The 23,156-nt window shown below is 69.6% G+C and carries 26 protein-coding genes and 1 pseudogene; 15 read left to right on the top strand and 12 right to left on the bottom strand.

What is annotated here, in order from left to right:
* Positions 1-52: 52 nt before the first annotated feature.
* Positions 53-199: a hypothetical protein gene (locus MXD95_RS17535; RefSeq protein ID WP_250641728.1), complete on the bottom strand. Its 147-nt coding sequence runs from the start codon at positions 197-199 to the stop codon at positions 53-55.
* A gap of 398 nt (positions 200-597) precedes the next feature.
* Between MXD95_RS17535 and MXD95_RS17530 the strand changes: the two genes are divergently transcribed.
* Positions 598-756, top strand: coding sequence for a hypothetical protein (locus MXD95_RS17530; protein WP_250641727.1), 159 nt, complete (start codon positions 598-600; stop codon positions 754-756).
* A gap of 149 nt (positions 757-905) precedes the next feature.
* Here MXD95_RS17530 and MXD95_RS17525 read toward each other — a convergent pair whose 3' ends face one another.
* From MXD95_RS17525 to MXD95_RS17515, 3 genes and pseudogenes are all read right to left on the bottom strand, one after another.
* The gene (locus tag MXD95_RS17525; protein ID WP_250641726.1) at positions 906-2,435 is read right to left on the bottom strand and encodes a DUF6119 family protein; all 1,530 of its coding nucleotides are present in this window, start codon (positions 2,433-2,435) and stop codon (positions 906-908) included.
* Between the two features lie 274 nt (positions 2,436-2,709).
* Positions 2,710-2,988, bottom strand: a pseudogene (locus MXD95_RS17520) (transcriptional regulator); the annotation flags it as partial.
* On the bottom strand, positions 2,985-3,308 hold the full coding sequence (locus MXD95_RS17515) for a recombinase family protein (RefSeq protein WP_250641725.1): 324 nt from the start codon (positions 3,306-3,308) through the stop codon (positions 2,985-2,987). The pseudogene MXD95_RS17520 and the gene MXD95_RS17515, both read right to left, overlap by 4 nt.
* 204 nt (positions 3,309-3,512) lie before the next feature.
* Here MXD95_RS17515 and MXD95_RS17510 point away from each other — a divergent pair, with 204 nt between their 5' ends.
* The 3 genes from MXD95_RS17510 to MXD95_RS17500 all read left to right on the top strand — a co-directional run bounded on the left by MXD95_RS17510 (position 3,513) and on the right by MXD95_RS17500 (position 5,542).
* Positions 3,513-4,730 (top strand): helix-turn-helix domain-containing protein, encoded by a 1,218-nt coding sequence (locus tag MXD95_RS17510; protein WP_250641724.1) that lies wholly within the window; start codon positions 3,513-3,515, stop codon positions 4,728-4,730.
* A 249-nt stretch (positions 4,731-4,979) separates the two neighbouring features.
* A complete protein-coding gene (locus MXD95_RS28980; RefSeq protein WP_308301517.1) occupies positions 4,980-5,279 on the top strand; it encodes an IS66 family transposase in 300 nt (99 codons plus the stop codon).
* A 23-nt stretch (positions 5,280-5,302) separates the two neighbouring features.
* Positions 5,303-5,542, top strand: coding sequence for a transposase (locus MXD95_RS17500; RefSeq protein WP_250641723.1), 240 nt, complete (start codon positions 5,303-5,305; stop codon positions 5,540-5,542).
* Positions 5,543-5,635: 93 nt separating this feature from the next.
* Here the strand turns inward: MXD95_RS17500 and MXD95_RS17495 are convergent, their stop codons facing one another.
* The gene (locus tag MXD95_RS17495) at positions 5,636-5,977 is read right to left on the bottom strand and encodes an ArsR/SmtB family transcription factor (protein ID WP_250641722.1); all 342 of its coding nucleotides are present in this window, start codon (positions 5,975-5,977) and stop codon (positions 5,636-5,638) included.
* Between the two features lie 108 nt (positions 5,978-6,085).
* On the opposite strand from MXD95_RS17495, the gene MXD95_RS17490 reads away from it, so the two are divergent.
* Positions 6,086-7,198 carry a GDSL-type esterase/lipase family protein gene (locus tag MXD95_RS17490; protein WP_250641721.1) on the top strand — a complete coding sequence of 371 codons (1,113 nt, stop codon included), beginning with the start codon at positions 6,086-6,088 and terminating at the stop codon, positions 7,196-7,198.
* A 293-nt stretch (positions 7,199-7,491) separates the two neighbouring features.
* Here MXD95_RS17490 and MXD95_RS17485 read toward each other — a convergent pair whose 3' ends face one another.
* Positions 7,492-9,474: a nuclear transport factor 2 family protein gene (locus MXD95_RS17485; protein ID WP_250641720.1), complete on the bottom strand. Its 1,983-nt coding sequence runs from the start codon at positions 9,472-9,474 to the stop codon at positions 7,492-7,494.
* Positions 9,475-9,716: 242 nt separating this feature from the next.
* Between MXD95_RS17485 and MXD95_RS17480 the strand changes: the two genes are divergently transcribed.
* Positions 9,717-10,859, top strand: coding sequence for a molybdopterin-dependent oxidoreductase (locus tag MXD95_RS17480; RefSeq protein WP_250641719.1), 1,143 nt, complete (start codon positions 9,717-9,719; stop codon positions 10,857-10,859).
* On the top strand, positions 10,856-11,446 hold the full coding sequence (locus MXD95_RS17475) for a hypothetical protein (RefSeq protein ID WP_250641718.1): 591 nt from the start codon (positions 10,856-10,858) through the stop codon (positions 11,444-11,446). The genes MXD95_RS17480 and MXD95_RS17475 overlap by 4 nt, the downstream gene beginning before the upstream one ends.
* Here the strand turns inward: MXD95_RS17475 and MXD95_RS17470 are convergent.
* The 3 genes from MXD95_RS17470 to MXD95_RS17460 are packed head-to-tail and all read right to left on the bottom strand — an operon-like array spanning position 11,382 to position 13,674.
* Positions 11,382-12,218, bottom strand: coding sequence for a class I SAM-dependent methyltransferase (locus tag MXD95_RS17470; RefSeq protein WP_250641717.1), 837 nt, complete (start codon positions 12,216-12,218; stop codon positions 11,382-11,384). The two genes, MXD95_RS17475 and MXD95_RS17470, sit on opposite strands and share 65 nt — an antisense overlap.
* Complete coding sequence (locus MXD95_RS17465) at positions 12,215-12,961, bottom strand: TIGR04282 family arsenosugar biosynthesis glycosyltransferase (RefSeq protein ID WP_308301516.1); 747 nt, start codon at positions 12,959-12,961, stop codon at positions 12,215-12,217. Before MXD95_RS17465 ends, MXD95_RS17470 begins: the two co-directional genes overlap by 4 nt.
* Positions 12,958-13,674, bottom strand: a complete 717-nt coding sequence (locus MXD95_RS17460) for a glycosyltransferase family 2 protein (RefSeq protein WP_250641716.1) — start codon at positions 13,672-13,674, stop codon at positions 12,958-12,960. The genes MXD95_RS17465 and MXD95_RS17460 overlap by 4 nt, the downstream gene beginning before the upstream one ends.
* A gap of 164 nt (positions 13,675-13,838) precedes the next feature.
* Here MXD95_RS17460 and MXD95_RS17455 point away from each other — a divergent pair, with 164 nt between their 5' ends.
* The 6 genes from MXD95_RS17455 to MXD95_RS17430 all read left to right on the top strand — a co-directional run bounded on the left by MXD95_RS17455 (position 13,839) and on the right by MXD95_RS17430 (position 19,612).
* Positions 13,839-14,642, top strand: a complete 804-nt coding sequence (locus MXD95_RS17455; RefSeq protein WP_250641715.1) for a response regulator — start codon at positions 13,839-13,841, stop codon at positions 14,640-14,642.
* Between the two features lie 3 nt (positions 14,643-14,645).
* Positions 14,646-15,779, top strand: a complete 1,134-nt coding sequence (locus tag MXD95_RS17450; RefSeq protein WP_250641714.1) for a sensor histidine kinase — start codon at positions 14,646-14,648, stop codon at positions 15,777-15,779.
* A gap of 166 nt (positions 15,780-15,945) precedes the next feature.
* Positions 15,946-17,082, top strand: coding sequence for an NAD-dependent epimerase/dehydratase family protein (locus MXD95_RS17445; protein WP_250641713.1), 1,137 nt, complete (start codon positions 15,946-15,948; stop codon positions 17,080-17,082).
* A 183-nt stretch (positions 17,083-17,265) separates the two neighbouring features.
* Positions 17,266-18,066 (top strand): S-methyl-5'-thioadenosine phosphorylase, encoded by an 801-nt coding sequence (locus tag MXD95_RS17440; protein ID WP_250641712.1) that lies wholly within the window; start codon positions 17,266-17,268, stop codon positions 18,064-18,066.
* 113 nt (positions 18,067-18,179) lie between these two features.
* Complete coding sequence (locus tag MXD95_RS17435; RefSeq protein ID WP_250641711.1) at positions 18,180-19,067, top strand: GNAT family N-acetyltransferase; 888 nt, start codon at positions 18,180-18,182, stop codon at positions 19,065-19,067.
* 44 nt (positions 19,068-19,111) lie between these two features.
* Positions 19,112-19,612 (top strand): GNAT family N-acetyltransferase, encoded by a 501-nt coding sequence (locus MXD95_RS17430; protein WP_250641710.1) that lies wholly within the window; start codon positions 19,112-19,114, stop codon positions 19,610-19,612.
* Between the two features lie 20 nt (positions 19,613-19,632).
* Here the strand turns inward: MXD95_RS17430 and MXD95_RS17425 are convergent, their stop codons facing one another.
* Positions 19,633-19,896 carry an anti-sigma factor family protein gene (locus MXD95_RS17425; RefSeq protein WP_250641709.1) on the bottom strand — a complete coding sequence of 88 codons (264 nt, stop codon included), beginning with the start codon at positions 19,894-19,896 and terminating at the stop codon, positions 19,633-19,635.
* Positions 19,893-20,555, bottom strand: coding sequence for an RNA polymerase sigma factor (locus tag MXD95_RS17420; RefSeq protein ID WP_250641708.1), 663 nt, complete (start codon positions 20,553-20,555; stop codon positions 19,893-19,895). Before MXD95_RS17420 ends, MXD95_RS17425 begins: the two co-directional genes overlap by 4 nt.
* A 658-nt stretch (positions 20,556-21,213) precedes the next feature.
* On the opposite strand from MXD95_RS17420, the gene MXD95_RS17415 reads away from it, so the two are divergent.
* Both MXD95_RS17415 and MXD95_RS17410 read left to right on the top strand, forming a co-directional pair.
* Positions 21,214-21,678, top strand: a complete 465-nt coding sequence (locus tag MXD95_RS17415) for a VOC family protein (RefSeq protein ID WP_250641707.1) — start codon at positions 21,214-21,216, stop codon at positions 21,676-21,678.
* Positions 21,679-22,051: 373 nt separating this feature from the next.
* Positions 22,052-22,357: a jacalin-like lectin gene (locus tag MXD95_RS17410; protein ID WP_250641706.1), complete on the top strand. Its 306-nt coding sequence runs from the start codon at positions 22,052-22,054 to the stop codon at positions 22,355-22,357.
* Positions 22,358-22,447: 90 nt separating this feature from the next.
* On the opposite strand, the gene MXD95_RS28570 is transcribed toward MXD95_RS17410, so the two are convergent.
* The coding region (locus MXD95_RS28570) for an autotransporter-associated beta strand repeat-containing protein (protein ID WP_285223664.1) at positions 22,448-23,156 on the bottom strand (709 nt) is incomplete at its 5' end.

The raw sequence follows: 23,156 nt of genomic DNA, 5'->3' as shown, positions 1-23,156 counted from the left end.
GTCCAACTCGCCGAGGGCCGCCCCTGGATGCCCGCAACCAGCTAACCAAAGATCAAGCCGGCACCTGACCAGTTACGATCGGGGTACCCGTCGCTTTCGCGTCTTTCACCAACGCGTCGATCGTTTCCGGGCTGAAAGCCCCGGCGATCTTCTCCGCCGCGGCCTGCTCGTTCGCCCGGATTTTCATGCTCTGTGCCACTCGGTGTCCTTTTCCGACCTACCCGATCTAAGGTAGATCGATTCTGGTACACCTCCGGCTTACACAGTTGGCGTGACACGCTCGCTCGTCGGTCTCGGCGTAGAGGAACAGCTTACCGAGGCTACTGACCTGCCGGGCAGCCGTGAAAAGATAGATGCAGCTGTAGCCAACGGCCTCCCCGAGCAGGCCAGAACTCCAGTCTCCGCCGGGCCCAAACTTCCGTCCGGCGGACTCGGCATCGTCTGCGGCAGGTGAACCCGGCAGCCCGCCCCAGCCATGTTCCGAGATGGCCGCATCGAAGTAGCGGCGGCTGGTGAAGAGAGCTTCGGATAGCTGGAGATGTTGATTTCTCATCTCATCCTTGAAGAAGGTATGCAAGCAGCTTTTGAGGGTCGGACGTGTGGGTCTTTGCCGAATCTCTGAATGCTATCGGCAAGAAGATCAGAAGGCGCGAAGCCGCCTTGGTCGCCCGCAGTGTCGTTGAACGCTACAAAGCCGGTGACCTTGATTTTATTCATGCCGCCCATCAACCTACGATCTGGTTATCGCGCGCCTGATCCAAGACAAGGGCGGCCCGTCTTTTATGGACTCGCTCGTGATGGTGCGTGCCCATCAGTACCAGGACGAGTTCATCTTCGGCTTTGACGATGCGTTTCACAAGAACGGCTACCGGCTGCCGCCGGCCGCTAGATCGTAGCCCGAGGGTCTAAACGTGCTTCTTAGCGCGGCTCCGGATTCTAGCGGGACACCTGGAGAACTTGAGCCTCGGCTCAATACCCAGCTCCCTGCACCGCCTCGCCCAATCATCGATCTTCTGCTTGAGAATGATGGAGTCAATTTCTGAGATCTTAGAGATGGGAGTCATACGAGCGAAGATAAACCACAGACAGTAAGCCTTGACCTCCTGGTCCAGCTTCTTGAGATTGGCGTTATTGCGGATGATCTCAAGCGTGTTATTTGCCTGGTCGCAGACATACCCAACCTTCTGAGCTGGGCCGCGCTTCACGGCGTACACGGTACTTTCACGCAGAAGATCCCAGGCTTCAACTTGGGTTGAGGCGCTCGTTGCGATTACCGAGAAATCCTTGTCAGCGTTGACGTACCCGACCTTACCAGCTGCTTCGTTGAAGGCGCCCTCTTCGCCGATGATGTATTCAAACTCTGGTTCAGTGGCTTCAAGAAAGATACCATCAACTGATGCGTGCAGTTGGTCTAGGTAATCTTCATTGAAACTCCTCCAGCGGCCCTGGGTCAGCATGACATTTTCGCCATCAACCACGAAGTCGAGCGACGCCTTGAGCGTGCCGGAGTATGGCTTTTGGCCTTCGTTTTCCACCCGCAAGCGGATGTCCAGGATCTTATCTTTGGGGATTCCTTGCTCCTGTATGTAGGTTCGCAAGTCTTCTATTCCAAGTTCACCGTCGCCAACTTCAAGCTTCTTGTATCCACGACAGGTAAGCGTAAATCGTTCGTTTCCCCGGAAGACAAAATCTACCCCTACGACGTCGTGGCCCTCATGAGTGAACTGAGCGTCTTCGCTCCCGCCGGTGATGGCTCCGAGAAGAAGGGCATCGTAGCGGGCAACTTCATCGGGGTCTGTGATTGTGGTGGTACGAGGCAGCGTGAATCGAGCTTCTTGCGTAAGGGCATCATCGATATTATCGAATAGATCGCCGATGCCCTCTCTCTCGATTGGTGCGTTGAGGAGAATCGAGGAACCGAACTTCGCAGAGCGCCCGAACTGCGCTTGGTAGTCAAGCGCTATTTCTGTCTGGAGGTACTCGACGGCCTCTCCACTTTCCAGATCCAGGGCCGTTCCGCGGGCTAGGCTTCTGATCTGCTTCTTGCGTTTGCTATTGAAACGACGCACGGAGGTCTGAAGCGTGTTACTATCGTCACCAATTCGCTTAACAATCTCAATACCAAAGTCGTGATCGCAAAACTGGCGGATATAGAAATGCGCCTTGCCGTAACTCAGGGCATAGCATTTGTAATTTTTTTCAAAGATGTACGCGGAGAAGTAGATGAGGTTCATAGGAAAATTATCGTCTTCAAAGTACTCTGCGTACGTCTCAACCCACGGGATCGGGGCTGGTTCCGGATTCTCAAGGAAGTAGAAAGTGCTCTGCCATCCCGACATCTCGCCCTGATGGATGACCTTGAGCCCGACGTCCCCGATCTTCACCTTGAGAGCCGCCACACCCTCGGTCGGAATAGAGAAAATGTTGAGTTTCACGCCTGCTTGCCGCCTGACACCACTGCCCACGCCCCCGCGATAGACCATTACTATCATTCGGTACAGTGATCCATCCTGTGGCGCTTGTCAAGCCGCTTGTTTAAAGCGACAGGACAGGCCATCTGGCGGGACAGCCGCTCTCGACCGCCTCCAGGCCTCAACTCTCATCATCAATCCGCCGCTACCGCACCGCCTTCCTCATCCCCTCCAGTGCCGCCCGCGCCTCCGCCAGATGGCGCCGCAGGGCCTGGATCTCCTGGGCGCAAGGGGCGGGGTCGGCCGTGGGCAGCCAGGCGGGCCAGGGGTGGCTGGTCACGTGGTCATGCGGCACACCGAGGACATCAGCCAAGCAGCGCTGGGTGAGGCGGTCGGGTGTGACGCCCCGGTGCTCCCACCGCCAGACCTTCTGGCGTTCGGCGGCCATGCCGTCGCCATAGCTGCGGGCGCGGTGGGCGATGAGGCGAGCCAGCTTCTGGTAGCTCCAGCCGTGGGCAGCCCGGATCTGGGCCAGCGGATGAAGGCCGGGATCGGGGGCGCAGGGGTGGGCGGTCACGCGGTCACCACCACGGCGGCACCCAAGGCATGCAGGTGGGAGAGGATGGCGGTGCGGACGCTGGCGGCCGGTGACAGGTGGTCCGGGGTGGGTACGAGCACCCGGGCGCCTTCATGCTGCTTCAGCTGGGTGATTAGTACTTCGAGAGCAGGCCGGAGCAGGCTGCCCGGGATGATGCGGCGGTCGACGTAGACCTCCACGAGGTGGAAGCCTTCGGCCTCTGCATACGCGGTGAGCTGGTCGAGGTGCTCGTCGATTTCTGTCTCATCGGCATGTTGGACGGCGATGTAGCCGAAGGCGGAAGGTCTTGCGGCTGTCATAGGGACGCGCCTTTCCCAGGGGCGGCGGATTCGTCCGGTTTGACCCGTGCGCGTCCGGGATACCGCCGCCAAACCCCTGGACACGCAGGGCAAATCCTGGGACGGGTGGAATGGGTCCGGGAACGGACGGCAAACCCTATGATGGGATTACGCACCGTAACGGTCCTGACGCTACGTCCAGGACATGGGAGGCGGGCACGCCGGATGGATGAGATGGCACTGGGCTCGCGGTTGGCGCAGATCCGGCGGCGGCGGTCGATGACCCAAGCGCAGCTGGCGGAAGCGGCTGGCCTGTCGGTGGATTTGGTCTGCAAACTGGAGGCAGGAGCCAAGGACGGGGTCCGGCTGGGGTCACTGCACGCTCTGGCACGAGCCTTGAACGTCCCGACGTCGGCGCTGCTGGAAGCGCAGGAGGAGCCGGTCATGGAAGCTTCGGACCTGGAAGTCTTGCCGCTGCGGCGGATGTTGGTGCCGGGGGCGTCCCCGACCCCGGCTGGAGAGCCGCCCGCCCTGCCCGCCCTGCCGGTCCTGCGGCAGCGGCTGCTGAGTATGACCCGCGCCTACCATCAGTCTCGCTATGGGGAAGTGATCGCGGCCCTGCCGGAACTGACGGCAGACCTGGCCGTAGCGGTGGAAGCCGGGGACGACGAGACGGGGAGGGAGACCCGACGGCTCTTGTCCCAGGCGCTCATGACGACGGCCTCGGTCCTGATGCAGCTGCGCTACGAGGACCTGGCCTGCGAGGCGGTGCGGCAGGCGGTGACCTCGGCCGAAGCCGCAGATGACCCGGTGCTGGCGGCCTCCGCGGTGGACCGCTACCGCTGGGCCTTCATCCGGCAAGGGCGCTTCACCGACGCCGAAGAGGCCGCGGTGCGGGCGGCCGAGGCCATCGAACCCAAGCTGTCATCCGCCACCCCGACGCATCTGGCGGTGTGGGGACGGCTGCTGAAAGGGGCGTCCGCGGCGGCGGCCCGCAACAATCGCCCGGCCCGGGCGGCGGAACTCCTGTCCATCGCTAGGGCCTCGTCCGTGCGGGTGGCTGATGAGCGCCTCGACTTCGCCCGCTACTGGGCCGCCTTCTCTCCCACTAGCGTCGACACGATGGCGGTGGAGAACGCCATGACGGCCGGGGATGCGCCCCACGCATTGCACTTGGCCCGGGGCATCGAGCGGGATGACAACCTGCCCCTGCCCACCTGGACCCGTCACCTGCTGGCGCTCGCCGAAGCCCGGACGGCGACGCGGGACTACGCCGGGGCCATCTGGGCGATGCAGGATATCCGCACGCTTACCCCGGAGTGGCTGCGTCATCAGAAGCTGGCCCACCATGTCTTGCGGGATCTCTTGGACGCGACGAGTGTGCGGCGGGCACGGTCTTCAGGGCTGGCGGAGTTGGCGGGGTTTGTGGGGGTGGAGCCGTGAGGGAAACCGAGTATCGTAATATGGCGCGCCTTGTGTTATCGTAATGGTAATTATGAAACGCTCAAAAAACTCCGGCGTAAGTATTCGGTGATGCTGTGGGGCGCCTGGTTCCGTCCTGTGGCGGTGTCGTGGCTGTGGCGTGAGTCGGGCGGAGTGGCCGAGGGGTGGCCTGCGGGGATTGTGGGCTCTTCGTGATACGTCTGGCGTAGTTCCTGATATCGAGGGTGCTGGTGGTGCGTCCTGGTTGGCGTGCCTGTTGTTCCTGTCACCGATGACGTCACCGAGGTGGCGTACTGGCGTGGGCGTGCCGAGCGGGCCGAGGCGCGGCTGGTGGAGACCGAAGAGCGGATCTCGCGGTTGTCCGAGCAGGTTGCGGTGCTGTCCCGGATGCTGTTCGGACGGTCGTCGGAGAAGACCCGTCCCGTCCGGACCCCGACGGTGAGGCGTCTGACGGGCCGCGGGTGGGTGATCCGGCGGGGCGAGGGAGTCAGCCGGGACGGCGCGGTGAGGTGCCTCTTTTCTTCCGGACAGTGCCCCCTACTAGAATAGGGGCATCACGGAAGGAGGGATAGTTGACGCGTAAGCGTGGGAAATTCTCGGCCGAGTTCAAGGAAGAAGCTGTGAGGATGGTGATCGAGACATCCCGTGCGATCTCCGATGTCGCACGGGAACTCGGCATCCTGGAAGGTACGCTTGGAACCTGGGTCGCGACCTACCGGCGGGCCCGCGCCGACGAGGCGCCACCGCCGACCGCGGATGAAAGCGCGCGGCTGCGTGAACTTGAACGGCAGAACCGTGAGCTGCGGCAGTGACATAGGCACTGGCTGCCGCCTGGCGGCTCGCCACCAACCCGACCCCGCCCCGGGGCCGGAACGGAGAGTGCGTGACCGAGGGGGCCTCTCCGCTCAGGGCGCGCCGAGCAGCGCGTCGGAGGTGTCGAGGATGGCGCCCAGAAGTCCTGGAAAGCAGGTGTCCAGGTCGTCGCGGCGGACGCTGAGGATGCGTTGGGCCCCGTGGATCCGCTCACGGATGATCCCGGCTTCGCGCAGGATGCGCTGGTGATGCGAGAACGTCGAGCGGCTGATCCGTAGCCCCGTGGTGTGGTGTAGCTCGGAGCAGGGCGAATCACCGACGGTGGCCAGGGCGCGGACCGTGGCCAGGCGAGCGGGATCGGCCAGGGCCGCGAGCACCGTCGACAACCGCAGGTCCGCAGCCGGCGGATGCCGGTCATCGATCGTCGTGTCCACCTGCCAAGCCTAAGACACCGACCGCCCTACGCCGACAGGTATCGTAGTGTTCGATAGATATCGACGTCATCGATGGTTGTCGACTCTCAGGTAATCGAGGGGAGCCCCATGGCAGGCCCATGGACCACCGCCCATCTCGCCGCCCTGGCCGATCCGGACGAGACGCCCCCGTTCGTCCCGCAGCCCCGCGTCTTCGCCGGCCAGACGGTGCGGCAGTCGATCCGGTTGCGACGCGGAGGTACGGCCCTGCGGCTGGTACTGAGCAACGAGTTCGGGCGCACGCCCCTGGTGTTCGAGGGGGTGACGGTGAGCGACGGCCCGGCCGGGGCCGTCCTGCCCGTTCTCCGCCATGGCCGCGCACGCTGGGAGATCCCGCCCGGTGAGACAGTGACAAGCGACCCGGTCGACCTGCCGACCGCTGCCGGCGCCGACCTGCTGGTCAGCTGCTTCACCGCGGGAGCCGCCCGGCCGGGTGCCTTCCTGCACTCCGCGCAGCGGACCGGCGGCGTCGCGCCCGGCGACCAACGATCCCGGTCCACGATGACGGACGCCGAAACCTTCCCCTCGCTCTACTGGATCACCCGGGTTCTCACGGACGCGCCAGCGAAACGTCCGACAGTCCTTGCCCTGGGCGATTCGATCACCCGCGGCGATGGAACTACCGTCGACCGCGAGCAGCGCTACCCCGACCACCTGCAGCGCCGGCTGATCGCCGCGGGAATCGGAGATGCCATCGTGCTGAACGCGGGTATCGGTGCGAATCGTCTGCTGAAACCGGGAGTGGGGCCGTCCATGATCGACCGGTTCGACCGGGACGTGCTCGGCATCACCGAAGCAACCCATGTGGTGATCATGGCTGGTATCAACGACATCGCAGGACCAGACCACCCGTCCGCCGACGACATCACCCAGGGGCTTTTCACGCTGGCCGACCGGGCCCGCAACCACGGTATCCAGGCCATTCTGGGCACCATCACCCCGTTCGGCGCCAGCGTGTACGCATCGTTTCGCGCGGACGGCAACGAGGACATCCGTCAGTCCGTCAACCACACCGTCACCACGCAGGACGAGTGGCCCGCCGCCGACTTCGCCGCCGCCGTGGCCGCCCCGCACGATCCCACCCGCCTGGCCCGCCAGTTCGACGCAGGCGACGGTGTGCATCTCTCGGACGTCGGCGCCCGAGCCCTGGCCGACGCGGTGAACCTGACGGACCTGACCTAGTTCTTGGAGGGATCGGTTGTCAATGTGCGGCCGGTCCTGGGAGTTCGTGTCTATCTGAGCAGCGCTCCAGGTGTAGGGATCGGGCGAGGATAGCGAGTTCGTGCTGGCAGTTCGCCCTTGTTGGCGAGCTGGTCGCCCAGTGCGGCCAGCCGGTTGGCGAGGTTGCCCACGGAGGTCAAAGGCAGTGGGGGGTCGTCTCCGAGAAGGCCGTATGGGCAGCTGTGGCCTCGGTGGCGGGTTATGCAGGAAGACAGCAATCGATCCGCGGGCGGTGAGGCGTCCGCGAGGAAGCCTCAGGGGTCACGTCGCAGGGATGACAGGCCCCATAGTTCAGCGATGCGCCCGTTTCGCACGCGGAAAATCTCCAGCATGGTCGGTGGCTGCCGGTCTGGGACGCCACGCACGCTGGTGCGGACAGCAGCGGTGTCTCCTTCGACGACCATGTCCTCGATCACGACCTGGGCGTCTGGGAACATCTCGTGGAGACGTTGCCACGCTCGGGTGATGCTCTGTGGGCCCGTGGTGCCCAGTGGATGGCTGTAGAAATCCGCCGTGAAGATCTCTTCTGCGGCGGCATGATCATGGGCATTGAACGCGGCATACATGCGCAGGGCGGCGACCCGCACATCGTGGGTCATCGACTCTCTGGCCAACTCCCGCACGATATGACGATCTTTAGGGCCTCTCCTCGCTCTGGACGTCCTGTAGGCGCTGGGCGTCGTCGACCTGAACCGGGGACTCCTGTCAAGGAGGGCCATCTGGCGGGCCAGCGCGATGAGCGCGACGATCACGGCGCCGAGGACGTAGCCGCCGGGGCGGGCGTACAGGTCGGCGACGGCGAGGTCCCGGAACAGTGCCATGTACAGGACGTAGGGGCCGACGGCGACCGCGATCCATTCCAGGCGTCCGGCGAGGATGGCGAGGACCACCAGCAGGATTCCGTACCAGGGCTGGGCCGGAGTGGCGACGAGGAACGCGGTGCCGAGCACCCACAGGGCCGCGCGTTCGACCGGGACCCCGGCCGGATCGGTGCGCCAGACGACGAGTGCCACGGATCCGACCACGGCCACGGCTACGGCCTTCGCCGCCGTTCCGGTCAGGCCGAGCAGGCCGAGCAGCAGGAACCGGTGCCCTTCGTTGTAGCCCTCCACGCTCAGATACCGGGGCAGGAAGCCCACGACCGCGGTGCCGACCACAGCGACGTGCGGCAGGTAGGACAGGACCACGACCCCGGCCGCCGCGAGGACGACCACGGCCCGTCGCCGGGCGGCGGCGGGAATCAGCAGCGCGGGATAGAGCTTGACCGCCACGGCGGCGCCCAGCAGCGCACCCGCGGCCAGCGGCACGCGCTGACCACGCGGGCGGGCCCTCGGGAAGCCACCCTGGTGCGATCCGTCCGGGTCACCTCCGGTGGTCGCGACCGGGGCCGGCCCGGGTCGGCGGAGCAGCGCCAGCGCGGCGGTGGCGGCGAGGACGGCGAGGATGTCGACGTGGGCGTCCATCCCGACGTCGAGTCCGGCGGACGGTCCCCAGGCGTAGGCGACCGCGAGGCCCGGATGCCGGCCGAATCGAGGTAGCACCCGGATCAGCAGCAGGGTCGTCGACAGTGACAGCAGCGCCGCGTAAAGCTGTAGACGGTGCTCGCGGGGCGGGCCCGGCAGAGAGTGCACGGCGGTGAAGTAGGCCTGCGCGACCGGCGGGTAGATCGTGTGCGCCGTCGAATAGTTGATCCTCGTGCACCCGGGCCGCCGGTCAAGCCGGGCACAGCCGGCCGGGTCGGGCCACAGCCAGTGGTCCCGCTGTGACGCGAGCGCCGGGGAATCAGTCGCGTAGCGGTACGGGTCGATGCCGGCGCTGGACACCTTGCCGTCCCACGCGTAGCGGTACAGGTCATCGCTCATCCTCGGCCCTGAGGTGACGGCGAGGACGTGGACCGCCACCGCCCCGGCCACCAGCAGCAGGAGCATGCCGCGCCGCGGCGCCGCCCGCACCAGCGCGGCCACCGCGAGGGCGGCCACGGCCCACCAGCCGAGAACCAGGTAGAGAACCGCCGGGCCGCCCGGCAGCGGGCCCGGCTGCGCGATCACCGCCGCCTCAAGTGCCAGGGCTCCCGCCAGCAGCGCGCCGGCGCCGATCAGCTGGTAACGTCCGGCGGTCCGGGACCGGGCGGGTGTCGACGAGTGGCGCTCGCTGTTCGACGCGTCGCCGGGCCGCGGCATCGCGGGACACGGATGCGGGGTCGAGTCGCGCTTGCGCAGATTCGAGAGGACGGCCACGGATCCGAGCCTGCCGGGCCGGATCGGCCGCGGACGCCGAGCCGGCGCGGCATCCGCGGATCGTAAGGAAACGATCAGGTCTTTCGGAAGATCGGCCCACTTACCGTCCGGACATGGACCTGCGCGACCGACGGCGGCCGGTGCACCTTCGACGCCCGGCGTCTCTGCGACGGCTGGCGTCCCCTCTACGGCCCGTGTCCCTTCGGCGGACGGCGCGAGTACGGTGGCCGCGCCTCGGGCCGGTGCGGCCCGAGGCTTTCACCAGCCGCCTGCACGATCCGCGGGTGGCGTCGCTGCTCGGCATCTGGCTCGGCGTCACGTTCGGCACAGCGTTCGTGACGGGGATCGTGTCCCACTTCATGCAGCATCCGCCGGGCTGGCTGGACTGGCCGTCCCGGCCGGTCTGGCTCTACCGGTTCACCCAGGGGCTGCATGTGACCAGCGGTCTGGTGAGCGTGCCGCTGTTGCTGGCGAAACTGTGGACGGTGTACCCGCGGCTGTGGGAATGGCCGCCGGTGCGTGGCGTCGCGCACGCGGCCGAGCGGATCTCGGTCGTCCCGCTGATAGCCGGGGCGATCTTCCAGCTGGTGACCGGGATCGCCAACATCGCACAGTGGTATCCGTTCGGGTTCTTCTTCACCGTCACGCACTACTGGGTCGCCTGGATCACCATCGGCGCCCTGATCGTGCACGTCGCCGCGAAGATCGCCGTGGTACGTGCCAACGTCGGCCGGGACCGGGCGGCGCGGGCGCACCTGACCGACCGGCTCAGCCGCCCCGAAGCGGCCGGCGACGGGCTGTCCCGGCGCGGGTTCGGACTTGCGGTGGGCGCGGCCGCCGGAGTGATCACGGTGACGACCGCCGGGCAGTTCGTGCCGGGTCTCGGCGATACCGTGCTGCTCGCCCCGCGCAAGCCCGGCATCGGTCCGCAGGGACTACCGGTGAACCGGACGGCGCAGGCCGCCGGGGTTCTCGCCACCGCGGGCGACCGTAGCTACCGGCTTGAGGTGGTCGGCCCCCGGTCGTTCTCCCTGTCGCTGACGGAGCTGGACGCGTCCAGCGTGGTCACGGTGCGACTGCCGATCACCTGTGTCGAGGGCTGGGCGGCGGACGCCACCTGGACCGGCGTGCGCCTCGCCGACCTGCTCGATCGCGCCGGGGTACCGGCGCACGCGACGGTGCGGGTGGAGTCGCTGGAGCGCCGCGGCGGCTACCGGACCAGCGTGGTGCGTCCTCCGCATGCCCGGGATCCGAAGACGCTGATCGCCACCCGGCTCGGCGGTGAGGCGCTCGCCCTCGACCACGGCTACCCGGCCCGGCTGATCGCCCCGGATCGGCCGGGCGTCCTGCAGACGAAGTGGCTGCACCGAGTGGTGATGCTGTGACCAGCCACCCGCCCACGGACCGCCCGCCGGGCGCCGATCCCTCCGATCCCTCCGATCCGCCGGACCCCGCCGGCCGGCATGATCACGTCCGGCACGATCCGCCCCGGCCCCACGCGGCCACTCGGGCCGTCACCGCGGTCCGGGCCGCCGCCCGCGTCCGGGTCGTCGTGGCAGCTGCCGGTCTGGCCGTGGCCGGCTACGGGATCGCCGGCCTGATGACGCATCCGAGGGCCACCCACCCGGCACACACGCTGCGCTGGCTGCTGGGGGGACTGCTCGGGCACGACGTGCTCGTGGCACCCGCCGCCGCCGTGCTCGGCGTCCTGCTGAGCCGGCTCGTCGCGCACCCGTACCGGTCGGTGGTCCAGGCCGCGTCGTTCGTGTCCGCCTCGATCGCGTTGGCCAGTTTCCCGCTGTGGTCCGGCCGGGTCGGTCATCCGGCGAACCCGTCGGTCGACCCGTTGCCCTACGGCCGCAACCTGCTGACCGTGCTGGGAGCGATCTGGTCCGTCGCCGCGGCGGTCATGCTTCGGCGCGCGGTTCGAGCACGGCGAAGTACCGACCGGCCCGGGCGGTCACCGCGGTGACGCGCAGCCCGGCGGACCCGCTGAGCGGCCCGATGCCGTCCACGCCCACCGTGGCCCAGCCGAACGGAACGCTGGTGAGGCCCGCGCACTCCAGTCTGGCGGGATAGACCCGGGTTGGCCGGCCCGGGCCCTCCACCTCGGCGAGGATCCGGCCGTGCCCGGCCAGCAACGCCCGTGCGCGGTGCAGCAGCCGGACCGGATCGCCGCCGATGCCGATGTTCCCGTCCGCCAGGATGACCTCCCGCCAACATCCGACGCCAGGGACCGGACCGAACACGTCCAGGCACAGCGCCTTCGCCCCGGCCCGCCGGGCAAGCCGCACCGCGCCCTCGGTGACGTCGATCCCGAGGGCGGACACGCCGCCGCGGGTGAGCGCGGCGGCCAGCCGTCCCGGGCCGCAGCCGACGTCGAGCGTCGGTCCCTGGCAGGCGTCGAGCAGCACCTCGTCGCCCGGCGCCAGATCTCCCCGCCACAGGTCGACGGGAACGGGCCGGCGACCGTCGGGGCCTCGGGCCCACAGCCGCGCGGCGGGCGCGCGCAGCGCCAGCTCGTAGAGCTGGCCCGCCGACACGCCGCCCGGGTCACCACCGGTCGCAGGCCCTGCGGCCAGGTCACCGCGCACCGCCGCCTGACCGTCCGCGACACCGCTGATCGCCGAGTCGTCGACCAAAGTTCCGCCGGGTACCGGGCAGCCGGGCGCCACGTCACGGAACGTGGTCGCGTCGGAGGCGACGCCGGCGCCGCGCGCGGTCGGCACAGCCGGGGCCGTCACGTGGTCTCCTGGGCGCCGGCCGGGTTCGCTGACCACGAGCCGAGATCGGCGGCGACGGTCGCGAACCGGCTGTGCGGGGCGAGGGTCGCTACCGGTGCGATGTCGGCGGCCGTGTCGACGTCCCGCAGCACCGGCAGATCGGCCACCCGCAGGCCGGCCTCGCGCAGCCGGGCGTGCTGGCGGGCGCCGGTGTCGGGTCTGGAGGTGGGCACCCCGCGCACCAGGTCGCCGTCCGCGGCGCCCAGGCCCAGCGCCCACCATCCGCCGTCCTGCGCCCGGCCGAGCGCGGCGTCGGTGTCCCGGCGGAGGTGAGCCGCGGCCTGGAGCAGTCCGGCCGGGCTGATCTGTGGGGTGTCCATCCCGACCAGGAGCGCCGGCTGGCCACGGACCGCGTCGAAGGCCGCGGCGAGGCGGGCGTCGAAGGGCCCGTCGGCCTGCGCCCGCACGGCGAACTCCCGGGGCAGCCAGGGGCCTGGGTGACCGTCGAGGACGACCAGAGGCCGGATCCCCAGCGTCCGGCTCGCGGTGGCCACCGCGTCCAGGGTGTCCGCGAGCGCGGCCGCGGCGAGCCTGGCCGCCTCCTGCGGCGCGTAGGGCGGTGTCAGCCGGGTCTTGACCCGCCCGGGCAGCGGCTCCTTGGCGATCACGATCAGAACCGGCGGGCCGAACGGGTCCGGTGGCCGGTCGGCGGCTGCCGGTAGGTGGCGGGTCCCCGCGCGACCTGGGGGTCGCGCCTCGGTCACGGCAGGCGCCGGAGGATCGCCGTCATGTCCCGCACGGCCCGGACGGTGCCCAGCGCGGTGCCAGTGACCTTCGACCGGCCCGCCCGCGGGTGGTAGCGGACGTCCGTCTCGGTGATCCGCCACCCCTCGGCGGCAGCCCGGACGAGCAGTTCCAGCGGATAGCCGAACCGGCGGTCGATGATCCCAAGGCCCAGCAGGTCAGTGCGCCGGGCGGCGCGCATCGGCCCGAGGTCACGTACGCCCGTCCCGCACCGCCGGCGCACGGCAGCCGCCACCACCGCGTTGCCGACCCGTGCGTGCGCCGGCCACGCCCTCGGCGTCACCGGACGCCGCCGGCCCAGCACCAGGTCGGCGCCGCCGGCCGTCACCGTCGCGACCATCCGGGGCAGCTCGGCCGGGTCCAGCGAGGCGTCCGCGTCACAGCAGCACACCACCGGCGCCCGCGCTGCGAGCAGACCCGCGTGGACCGCCGCTCCGTAGCCGCGCTCGGCCACCGTCACCACCTCGGCGCCGAGCGCGCGAGCCAGCCGGGCCGACCCGTCGGTGGAGCCGTTGTCGGCGACGATCGGGTGATAGCCCGCCGGCAGTCGGGAGAGCACCCAGGGCAGCGCGGACGCCTCGTTCAGACATGGCAGGACGACGTCGATCCCGCCGGGAATCTCGGCTGCGGTCGCGGGGCCGGCCGGGTCCGTGGCGGTGTTCACGATGGGCATGCGCGGCACGCTAGCCACGGTTCGTGACCGGAATTCTTACGGAACGGGGATGCCTCGCACGGGCGGTGGGCCGGCCATCGGGCGACCGCCGGAGAAGATTACGAATCCCGAACGGGAAGCCGTCCGCCCCGCGGAAGATCTCCCACGGCGTCTACCGTGAGGCGGTGGCACGTGTCCTGCTCGTCGACGACGACGTCACCGTCGCCGACGTCGTCAGCCGTTACCTGCTCCGGGCCGGGTTCGAGGTCGATCGTGCCGCCGACGGCCCGGGCGCACTCGCCTCCGCCGAACGAACACCGCCCGACCTGGTCGTCCTGGATCTGATGTTGCCTGGGCTACCGGGCCTGGAGGTCTGTCGGCGGCTGCGCGAGCTGGGGCCCGTGCCCGTGGTGATGCTCACCGCGCTCGGCGCCGAATCGGACCGGATCCTCGGGTTGGAGACGGGCGCCGACGACTACGTGACCAAGCCGTTCTCCCCCCGCGAACTCGTCCTGCGGGTGCGCTCGGTCCTGCGCCGCACCCAGGAGCCCCCGCCTGGCCCGGTCGGCCGCCCGCTGCTGCGGGCGGGCCGGCTCGCCGTCGATCTGGCCGCCCGCACGGCCACCCGCGAAGGACAGGACCTGTCCCTGACGATCCGCGAGTTCGATCTGCTCGCCTTCCTGCTGCGCCATCCGGGCGTGGCGTTCTCCCGGGCGACGCTGCTCGAACGGGTCTGGGGCTGGACCTATGGGGACAGCTCGACCGTCACGGTGCACATCCGTCGGCTGCGGGAGAAGATCGAGGACGATCCACGCTCTCCCACCGTGCTGACCACCGTCTGGGGCGTCGGCTACCGATGTGATCTTCCGGTGCAGGTCATCGCGCTACCTACCGGGACGGGCGGGCCGGGTACGCCGGCCGCGCAGCCCCTGCCGTCGACGCAGTCCCCGCCAGGTGCGCAGATCCGAGATATTCCGGACGCGGGCTGACCGATGGGCCCGAACCTGCAGATCTGCGCGATCGCGCTCGGCTGCTCCCTCGCCGCCCCGCTGCTCTGCGCCTTGGCGCTGTGCCGTCTGCGGCGGGCCTCCCTGCGGGTCTGGGGGGCGGCGGTCGTCGCCGTCGCGGTGAGCGGCATGGCCGCCGGCGTCGCGATCACGGCCAAGGCGATGTTCCTGTCCCAGCACGACCTGCACGTCGTGCTCCTGGTGGTCACCGTGTCCGGGAGCGTGACCGCGGCCATGGCGCTGTGGCTGGGCCTGCCCGTCGCCCGTGCCTCTCATGCCCTGGCCGCCGCCGCGGGCCAGCTCGGCGGCCCCGGCTATCGTCCCCGCGACCGCGTGCCGCCCAGCGCGGAGCTGGCGGTGATCGCCCGGGCGCTCGACGACTCCCATCGCCGGCTGCGGGCCGCGGCCGAGCGGGAGCGGGCGCTGGACGCCAGCCGCCGTGAGCTGGTCACCTGGGTCAGTCACGACCTGCGCACCCCGGTCGCCGGGATCCGCGCCGTCGCGGAGGCGCTGGACGACGGCGTCGTCGATGACCCGGCCGTCGTGGCCGCCTACCACCGCACGATGGTGCGCAGCAGCGAGCGCCTGACCGTGCTGCTCGACGAGTTGTTCGAGCTGGCCCAGCTGCAGGCCGGCGCGGTCGCCCTCACGGTGGAGAAGGTCCGGGTGGCTGATCTGGTCTCCGAGGCGATCGGCACGGCCGATCCGATCGCGCGGGCCAAGGGCGTCCGGCTGACCGGCGAGGTGGATGACGCCGACCGCGTCGACGTCGACGTGGTCGAGTTCCAGCGGGTCCTCACGAACCTGATCGCCAACGCGATCCGGCACACCCCCAGCGACGGGACCGTCGCCGTCTCGGCCTCGGTGGCGGACGGGCGGGCTGAACTCGCCGTCCGCGACGGGTGCGGCGGTATCCCTCCCGATGATCTCGGCCGGCTGTTTGATGCCGGGTATCGCGGCGAGAGCGCCCGGTCCCCGTCCGAGGACACCGACCGGGCCGGTGCGGGCCTGGGGCTGGCCATCGTCCGCGCCCTCACGGAGGCGCACGGCGGCGAGGTCAGTGTGCACAACGTGGGCGGTGGCTGTCGATTCGTGGTCAATCTGCCCGTCGCGAGCTGATCGGCCGCCCTGCGCCCAGCGGTCCGCCACCTCCGCTCGACCGTCCTGGCTGGATGCGGCGGCCCGACGGGTGCGCCGTCGGAGGGAGATCGGCGCTGTGCGCCGGGTGCGCGATGTCAGCGCTTCGTAAGATTCGGCCCTGTCACTGACAGTTAGCGTCGGTGGCGTGCGTGTCCTTGTCACCGGCGGTGCCGGGTTCATCGGTTCCCATGTCGTCGACGTTCTGCTCGCCGCCGGCGTTCAGGTGCGCGTCCTGGACGCGCTGCTGCCCGGCGTCCACCGCCGCGCCCTCGCCACCGACGACCCCGGTACCAGCGCCCGCGGAGCCGAGATCACCGGAACTGACGTCCCTGGGCCCGGCGCTCCCGGACCCGGCGTGCCCGACCTCGATCCCCGGGCACAGTTCCGGCTCGGTGATGTCCGCGACGCGGACGTCGTGCGGGCCGCGCTGGACGGCGTCGACGCGGTCTGCCACCAGGCCGCGATGGTCGGCATGGGGGTGGACCTGGCCGATCTCCCGGCCTACGCCGCGCACAACGATCTGGGCACTGCCGTCCTGCTGGCCGAGATGGCCCGGGCCGGCATCCGGCGACTGGTGCTGGCGAGCTCGATGGTCGTCTATGGCGAGGGCGCCTACCGGTGCCCGGCGCACGGCCCTGTCCGCCCGCCACCCCGGCGGGATACCGACCTCGCCGCCGGCCGGTTCGATCCGCTCTGCCCGGCCTGCGGACAGCCCGTCGAACCCCGGCCCGTCACCGAGGACGCGCCGCTGGATCCCCGGTCGGTGTACGCCGCCACCAAACTCGCGCAGGAGAATCTCGCGGCGGCCTGGGCGACGGCCAGCGGCGGCACCGTGGTCGCTCTGCGGTACCACAACGTCTACGGACCACGCATGCCACGCGACACCCCGTACGCCGGTGTCGCGTCCCTGTTCCGCAGTGCCCTGGAACGCGGTGGGCGTCCGGCCGTGTTCGAGGACGGCGGCCAGCTCCGCGACTTCGTGCACGTCACCGATGTGGCTCGGGCCAACCTTCTCGCCCTGCGCTGGCACGAGGCACCAGCGCGCCGCCTGACCGCGTTCAACATCGGCAGCGGCCGTCCACACAGCGTCGGGGAGATGGCACGGGAGCTCTGCACGGCCTTCGGCGCCGAACCGCCGACGATCACCGGGGAGTTCCGCGCTGGCGACGTCCGCCATGTGTTCGCCTGCTCGGCCCGGGCCGCACAGGCACTCGGCTATACGGCCACCGTCGGTTTCGGCCCGGGCATCGCCGCGTTCGCCCACGCTCCGCTGCGGGCCTGAGGCCGATCACCTCGACGTCCGGCACGGCAGGCCGGTGCCGGTGCCCCCACACCTGCGTCCTGACGCACCGCTCACATCCCGACCAGGCCGGTTCACACCCACGCGCACCGGCTCGAAGCGATCCGGGCGATCCCGACTGACCGCGTGGCAAACGTGGTCAGTCACGACACGGAGGAGCCGACAATGACGAAGGCCGAGATCGCGGTGATCGGCGGGACGGGCCTGTACTCGTTCCTCGACGACGCGGCCGAGATTCCGGTGGACACCCCCTACGGGGAGCCGAGCGACCGGATCGCCGTCGGCAGCCTGGCCGGCCGGGGCGTCGCGTTTCTCGCCCGGCACGGCCGTGACCACCGGTTCCCGGCCCACCGGGTGAACTACCGTGCGAACCTCTGGGCGCTGCGCAGCATCGGCGTTCGGCAGATCATCGCACCGGCCGCGGTGGGGTCGCTGCGCCCCGAACTCGGCCCGGGCGCCTTCGTCCTGCCCGACCAGCTGGTCGACCGCACGGCCGGACGCGAGACGACCTTCTACGACTCCGGTGCCGTGCACGTGTCCTTCGCCGACCCCTACTGCCCGGCCGGGCGGGCGGTGGTGCTGCGGACCGGGACCGAGCTCGGCGTGGACATCGTCGACGGCGCGACCATGGTCGTCATACCGGGTCCTCGCTTCTCCAGCCGGGCGGAGTCCCGGTTCTTCGCCTCCCAGGGCTGGTCCCTGGTCAACATGACCGGTCATCCGGAGGCGGTCCTGGCACGTGAGCTCGCGCTCTGCTATACCCCGATCGCGATCGTCACCGACCACGACGCGGGGTCCGGCGTCGAGTCCGCGGTCACCCAGGCCCAGGTCTTCGAGGTCTTCGCCCGCTCCGTCGACAGGCTGCGAGACCTCCTGCATCATGCGTTGGACGCGCTTCCGACCGAGCGGTCCTGCGCGTGCCCACACGCCCTGGACGCCATGACCCTGCCCCACCCGCTGCCCTGAGCATGCCGGCCCCGCCAACCGGGGCGAGAGACCGATACCGCAGTCTCGGACCAGGGCTGTAACGCCGGGCAGGGTTCGCGGCACTGTGCACCATGGCCACCAAGCTGACCACCATGCATCCTGACCGCCGGTCGGTCGACCCGGGGCGTCTCGCCGGCCCGTCCCCGCTGTTCTGCGACACCGCGCTCGCCGCGCGGATCGAGCGGGCCGAGGTTCGACTGATCACCGAAACCAGTACGGCCACTCGCCGTCGCCGGGGCGACGGCAGGGGATTCGTCATCCCCATCGCGGGTGGGGTCGCGAGCTTCACCGAGGACGCCTCGCCGTTCAACAAGGTCGCCGGCCTCGGTTTCGACGGGGTACCGAGCGCGGGTGAGCTCACCAAGATCGAGCGCGCGTTCGCAGCCCGTGGCGCGTCCGTGCAGGTCGAGCTCGCGCACCTCGCCGACCCCGCTGTCGGCGCGCTGCTGACCGGGCGAGGATATCGACTTGTCGCTTTCGAGAACGTCCTCGGTCGAGCCCTCGATGACCGCGCGGCCCCGGCTCCGCCGGCCGCCATCGTGATCCGGACCAGCGGATCTGATGAGTACGGACAGTGGCTGGACGTCATGGCGGACGCCTCAGCTCACCCGGACGATCAGGAGGTGCCCGCGCACGACGACTTCCCGCCCGACGTTCTGCTGGGTGCGCTGCGTGATCTGACGGCGGGCCCCGGAGTCGCCCGGTACGCCGCCGTCCGCGACGGACTGCTCGTCGGCGGAGCCAGCCTGCGCATGACGACCGACGTCGCGCAGTTGACCGGCGCGGCGACAGCGCCACAGCACCGCCGACACGGTGTCCAGACGGCGTTGCTGGCGGCCAGGATCGCCGACGCCACGGCGGCCGGCTGCGACGTCGCCGTCGTGACGACCCAGCCGGGATCGAAGTCCCAGCAGAACGTCCAACATGCCGGCTTTGGCCTCCTCTACACCCGCGCGATCCTCGTCCGGGACATCGCCTGACCTCTCCTGCCCCCCGACCCGGCGAGCCTCACCCAGGGAGACCCATGACCATCACGCCGCGCATCCACCAGCACCAGGGCGAGCGACGCGCGCTTCGTGCTCTGTTCGAGCTGGCCGAGGACTCGGCCACGCAGCTCGACGCCTACCTCGATCAGGGCCAGGTACTGGTCGCCCTCCTCGACGACCAGGTCGTCGGGCATCTCCAGGTCGTGCCGACCGCGCACCCCGAGCGGATCGAGCTCAAGAACATGGCAGTGCTGCCCGCCTATCAGGGGCAGGGGGTAGGCCGAGCCCTGGTCGAGTCGCTCGTCGAGCGGCTGGCGGACGTGCCGGTGACCGCGCTGCTGGTTGCGACCGCCGCGGCCGATCTCGACAACCTGCGCTTCTACCAGCGGTGCGGATTCCGTTTCCGCTCGGTGGAACGCGACGCCTTCACGGCGGCGACGGGCTATCCGGCTGACATCGTCGTCGACGGCATTGCACTGCGTGACCGCGTCTGGCTCGACCTGCACCTGCCGCGCGCGCGTCCTGCCGCGACGGTCTGAGGACCTCGACCGCAGGCGCGTCAGGCGGACGGCGTGGTGTCCGTCCTCCAGCCGCGGAAGGCCGCGAGCAGCCGGTCGCGCATCTCCGGTCGCAGCTCGTCCTGGCGGAGCGTGCCGGCAAGCCGCACGGTCTCGCGCATCTGCTCGACATAGGCGTCGCAGCCGTCGCACTGGTCGAGATGCTCGGTGACGCGGCGGTGGATGTCGGCGTCGAGGGTGCCCTCGAGGTAGTCGGTGACGATCTCGACAAGCTCGTTGCAGTCGATGTCCGTGCCTCGGGTCATGTGCGTGCCTCGTTCATGTAGTCCTCCAGCGCCTGCCGCAGCCTGGCCCGTCCGCGGTGCAGCAGCACACGCTGGTTACCCGGCTCAAGGCCGAGCAGCTCACAGACCTCGCCCGGGTCGAGTCCCAGCACGTCGCGTAGCTGCACGACGGCGCGCTGGCGAGCCGGCAGCGCGTCGAGCGCGGCGCGCAGTCGGCTGCGGATCTCACCGGACAACGCCGCCGACTCCGGCAGATCCCAGGCCAGGGGCGGTGCCGACCAGTGGCCGGCCCACTCGTCGCCGGAGGGCAGAAACCGGTCCGCGGCGACCGTCGGGGCGGTCTCGTCGTAGGAGAGGGCGCTGAACGGCACGCTGCGGCGTTCCCGCGCGCCGCGGCTCCTGGCGATGTTGACCAGGATGCTGAACACCCAGGTCCGCAGGCGTGATCGGCCTTCGAAGCGGTGCAGGCCGGTCAGCACAGCCAGCCAGGTTTCCTGCACGACGTCCTCGGCCACGGCCCGGCTGGGCACGCAACTGTTCGCGACCGCGAGCATCGTCGGCGTCCAGCGCTCGACCAGCCTGGCGAAGGCCGCCTCATCACCGTCCCGCAGCGCCCGCACAAGCCGCGCGTCGGCGGAGTCGACCGCAGGCCCGACGGTCCGCGACTGTCGTACCTCCACAAACCGAAAATCTAGGCGGGACAGCCCTGCTCCACAAATCGTTTAGGTCCCGCCCGCCGCCAGGACTGTGCGCCGACCAGCCACAGAGGCGACGAGTGTAGGAAACAGTCGGGTTCCCTACGCCGCTGTGCCCGCATGCCCGGCCCCGTCCCAGCCACGGGCTACGCGCCACGGCGACCAGGCGGTCGGCCGCAGGATCCTCGCGCGGGGCAAGTGTAACGGTCGCGGTCATGGCAACCGCGTACGCTGCTGTCGTCCCGCTGCTGGAGGTGCCGTCGGGGGTTCTTGCCGACCGGTGGAGCTGCAGCGGGCTGATGGTGTGCGCCTGCATCGCGCTGCTGGTGAGCACGGTGCTCGGCGGCCACCGTCACTACCGCGACACGCGAGACCGAGAAGCTCCTCGACCAGTACGGCCCCCCGATCCCACCAGCCCTGACGCCGATCAGGATCCTCACCGACCTCGCTGCCCACGCCGCCAACCACGGGATCACACTCACACCAAAGATCAAACCGGCGCGTTAGAAATCGGCAGGCTCTAACCACACCGCCCGGCCCGGGTCACATCGGTTGATTCCGCTGCCTGCGGTTGCTACTCGACTCGCGCGAGCCCGGTGCCGCCGCTTGATAACGTTTCCAGCTTCGGAAAATATTATCGGCCATGGACGACATCACCTTCACGTCGAGTCTCGCGTACCGCGAGCCGAAGGCTGCCCTCGCCTGGCTCACGAAGGCGTTCGGGTTTGACGTCACGATGCAGATCGAGGGGCCGCCGGACGCTCCCGAGATGTGCCACTACGAGATGAGTTGCGCGGGCCGCGGGCGCATCATGATCGGCGGCGAGTGGACCGCGAGGATGCGCAGTCCAGCGAGCATCGGCGGGGTGAACAGCCAGCGGGTCCACGTCCAACTGCCCGGCGGCCTCGACGAGCACTGCGCTCGGGCGCGTGCGGCCGGCGCGGTGATCGACGCGGAGCCGGCCGACCAGTTCTACGGCGACCGGACCTACCGTGTCCTCGACCTGGAGGGCCACCTCTGGACGTTCTCCACCCACATTCGGGACGTCTCCCGGGCGGAGGCCGAAGAGGCTATCGGGCGGCCGATCGCGGCCGCCGACTGGGCGTGACCTGACTTGCGCCAAGATCTGATCATCTTGCTGGTTGTGGGTTGGTGACCTGGGGATTCTGTTCGGCGGGCACGCACTAATCGGGGTGGTGGCCGTGGCCTACTCTGTCGGGTTGTGGCTCCGTATGTGCGGACGGTGAAGACGGCGTGGCGTCTGGTGCGCGGGGGGCGCAGATCGTGTACTCGCAGCACCGGGGTCGCGTGAGATCGAGCATGTCGGGTCAGCCCGCGCGTCGTCAAACGCGCGATCTCCAACTACGCCGCCAACACCGCCAGAGGCCGGATCCACGGTCCCAGCTACAAGGCCACCCTCAGTATCGAGATCGTCGACGACGATCGCTTGACACCACCAGCTCCGGCTTAACTACACGGCCTTGGGGCTAACCCTGGCCAACGGCACCTCGCTCACGCATGGCGGTACCGACGGGAATGCGCAGTCGCTCACGCTGGGCAGCGGCGAGTACCTGACGTCGGTGAATCTATGCGAAGGATCGGCGAGTGGCAGCACGAGGATCTTCTACGTCAGGTTCACGACCAGTCTCGGCCGCATTCTGGCCGGCGGTACGACCACCTCGGACTGTGTGACTCGCACGGCGCCCTCCGGCTGGCAGATCGCCGGGTTCCACGGCCGCGCCGCCACGGAGGCCGACAAGCTGGGAGTGATCTATACTCAGCGCTGAGCGGTCTCTGCACGAGGACGGCGGACCGGGCCCCGGTCGAGGACCCGGCCCGGTCCTTTGAAATCGTTTTCCTGCCCCGGCCTGGACCGATCAGCCGCGGACCAGGCGCACGGAGACACCGCGTGGGGTGTATTCGGGCACCGCCCGCAGCCCGTCGACGTCGACGGTCACTCGCCCGAAGGTACCGCGTACCGAGCTCGCGACCAGAACGAGGATCGAGCCCCCCGGCGCGAACTGCGCGTTCCCGCCCAGCAGAATCGTCAGCACGGCATTGCCGTCGAGACGCACGGTCCCGTCGACCTGGAGTGAGGCGTCCTTACCCTGATGCGGCCGCACGGCCAGCACGCCACCGGTCTGGGAATAGGCGCCTTTGACGCGAAGACCCTGCGGGGCCTCGAGCCGAAGAGTGCCGCCATTCACCCGGACCGAGCCGTGGCCCAGCGCCGAGGCAGAGCCCGCCGTCAGGACGCCGGCGCGCGCCTGCGTCCCGCCGGAGAAGCTGTTGGCGCCGGTCAGGGCAAGCGTTCCCGTGCCGGCCTTGACCAGGCCGCCGCGGCCGTCGATGTCGTTGCGCCAGGTGTCGTGGGCGTGGAAGCCACCGCGGGCGGCGTCGAGGGTGACGACCACGTCGCTGGCGAAGGATCCGAAGCCGTCGGCGGCGGTGAACAGGTCGAGCCGCCCCCACTGCTCGGTGCCGTCCAGGAGCGGGAAGCCGGCGGGCAGCGGGGGGGGGGGGGGGGGGGGGGGGGGGGGGGGGGGGGGGGGGGGGGGGGGGGGGGGGGGGGGGGGGGGGGGGGGG

It is taken from the genome of Frankia sp. AiPa1, assembly GCF_023243075.1.
GTDB lineage: Bacteria > Actinomycetota > Actinomycetes > Frankiales > Frankiaceae > Frankia.
The sequence above is the reverse complement of the archived record's forward strand: the minus strand, read 5'-3'. Positions and strand labels throughout refer to the sequence as shown.

Coding starts and splice junctions, on each gene's coding strand:
- MXD95_RS17515 (WP_250641725.1), bottom strand. CDS start 3,308: ATGACAGCCGCAAGACCTTCCGCCTTCGGCTACATCGCCGTCCAACAT.
- MXD95_RS17510 (WP_250641724.1), top strand. CDS start 3,513: ATGGATGAGATGGCACTGGGCTCGCGGTTGGCGCAGATCCGGCGGCGG.
- MXD95_RS17490 (WP_250641721.1), top strand. CDS start 6,086: ATGGCAGGCCCATGGACCACCGCCCATCTCGCCGCCCTGGCCGATCCG.
- MXD95_RS17460 (WP_250641716.1), bottom strand. CDS start 13,674: ATGCCCATCGTGAACACCGCCACGGACCCGGCCGGCCCCGCGACCGCA.
- MXD95_RS17450 (WP_250641714.1), top strand. CDS start 14,646: ATGGGCCCGAACCTGCAGATCTGCGCGATCGCGCTCGGCTGCTCCCTC.
- MXD95_RS17440 (WP_250641712.1), top strand. CDS start 17,266: ATGACGAAGGCCGAGATCGCGGTGATCGGCGGGACGGGCCTGTACTCG.
- MXD95_RS17435 (WP_250641711.1), top strand. CDS start 18,180: ATGCATCCTGACCGCCGGTCGGTCGACCCGGGGCGTCTCGCCGGCCCG.
- MXD95_RS17430 (WP_250641710.1), top strand. CDS start 19,112: ATGACCATCACGCCGCGCATCCACCAGCACCAGGGCGAGCGACGCGCG.
- MXD95_RS17425 (WP_250641709.1), bottom strand. CDS start 19,896: ATGACCCGAGGCACGGACATCGACTGCAACGAGCTTGTCGAGATCGTC.
- MXD95_RS17415 (WP_250641707.1), top strand. CDS start 21,214: ATGGACGACATCACCTTCACGTCGAGTCTCGCGTACCGCGAGCCGAAG.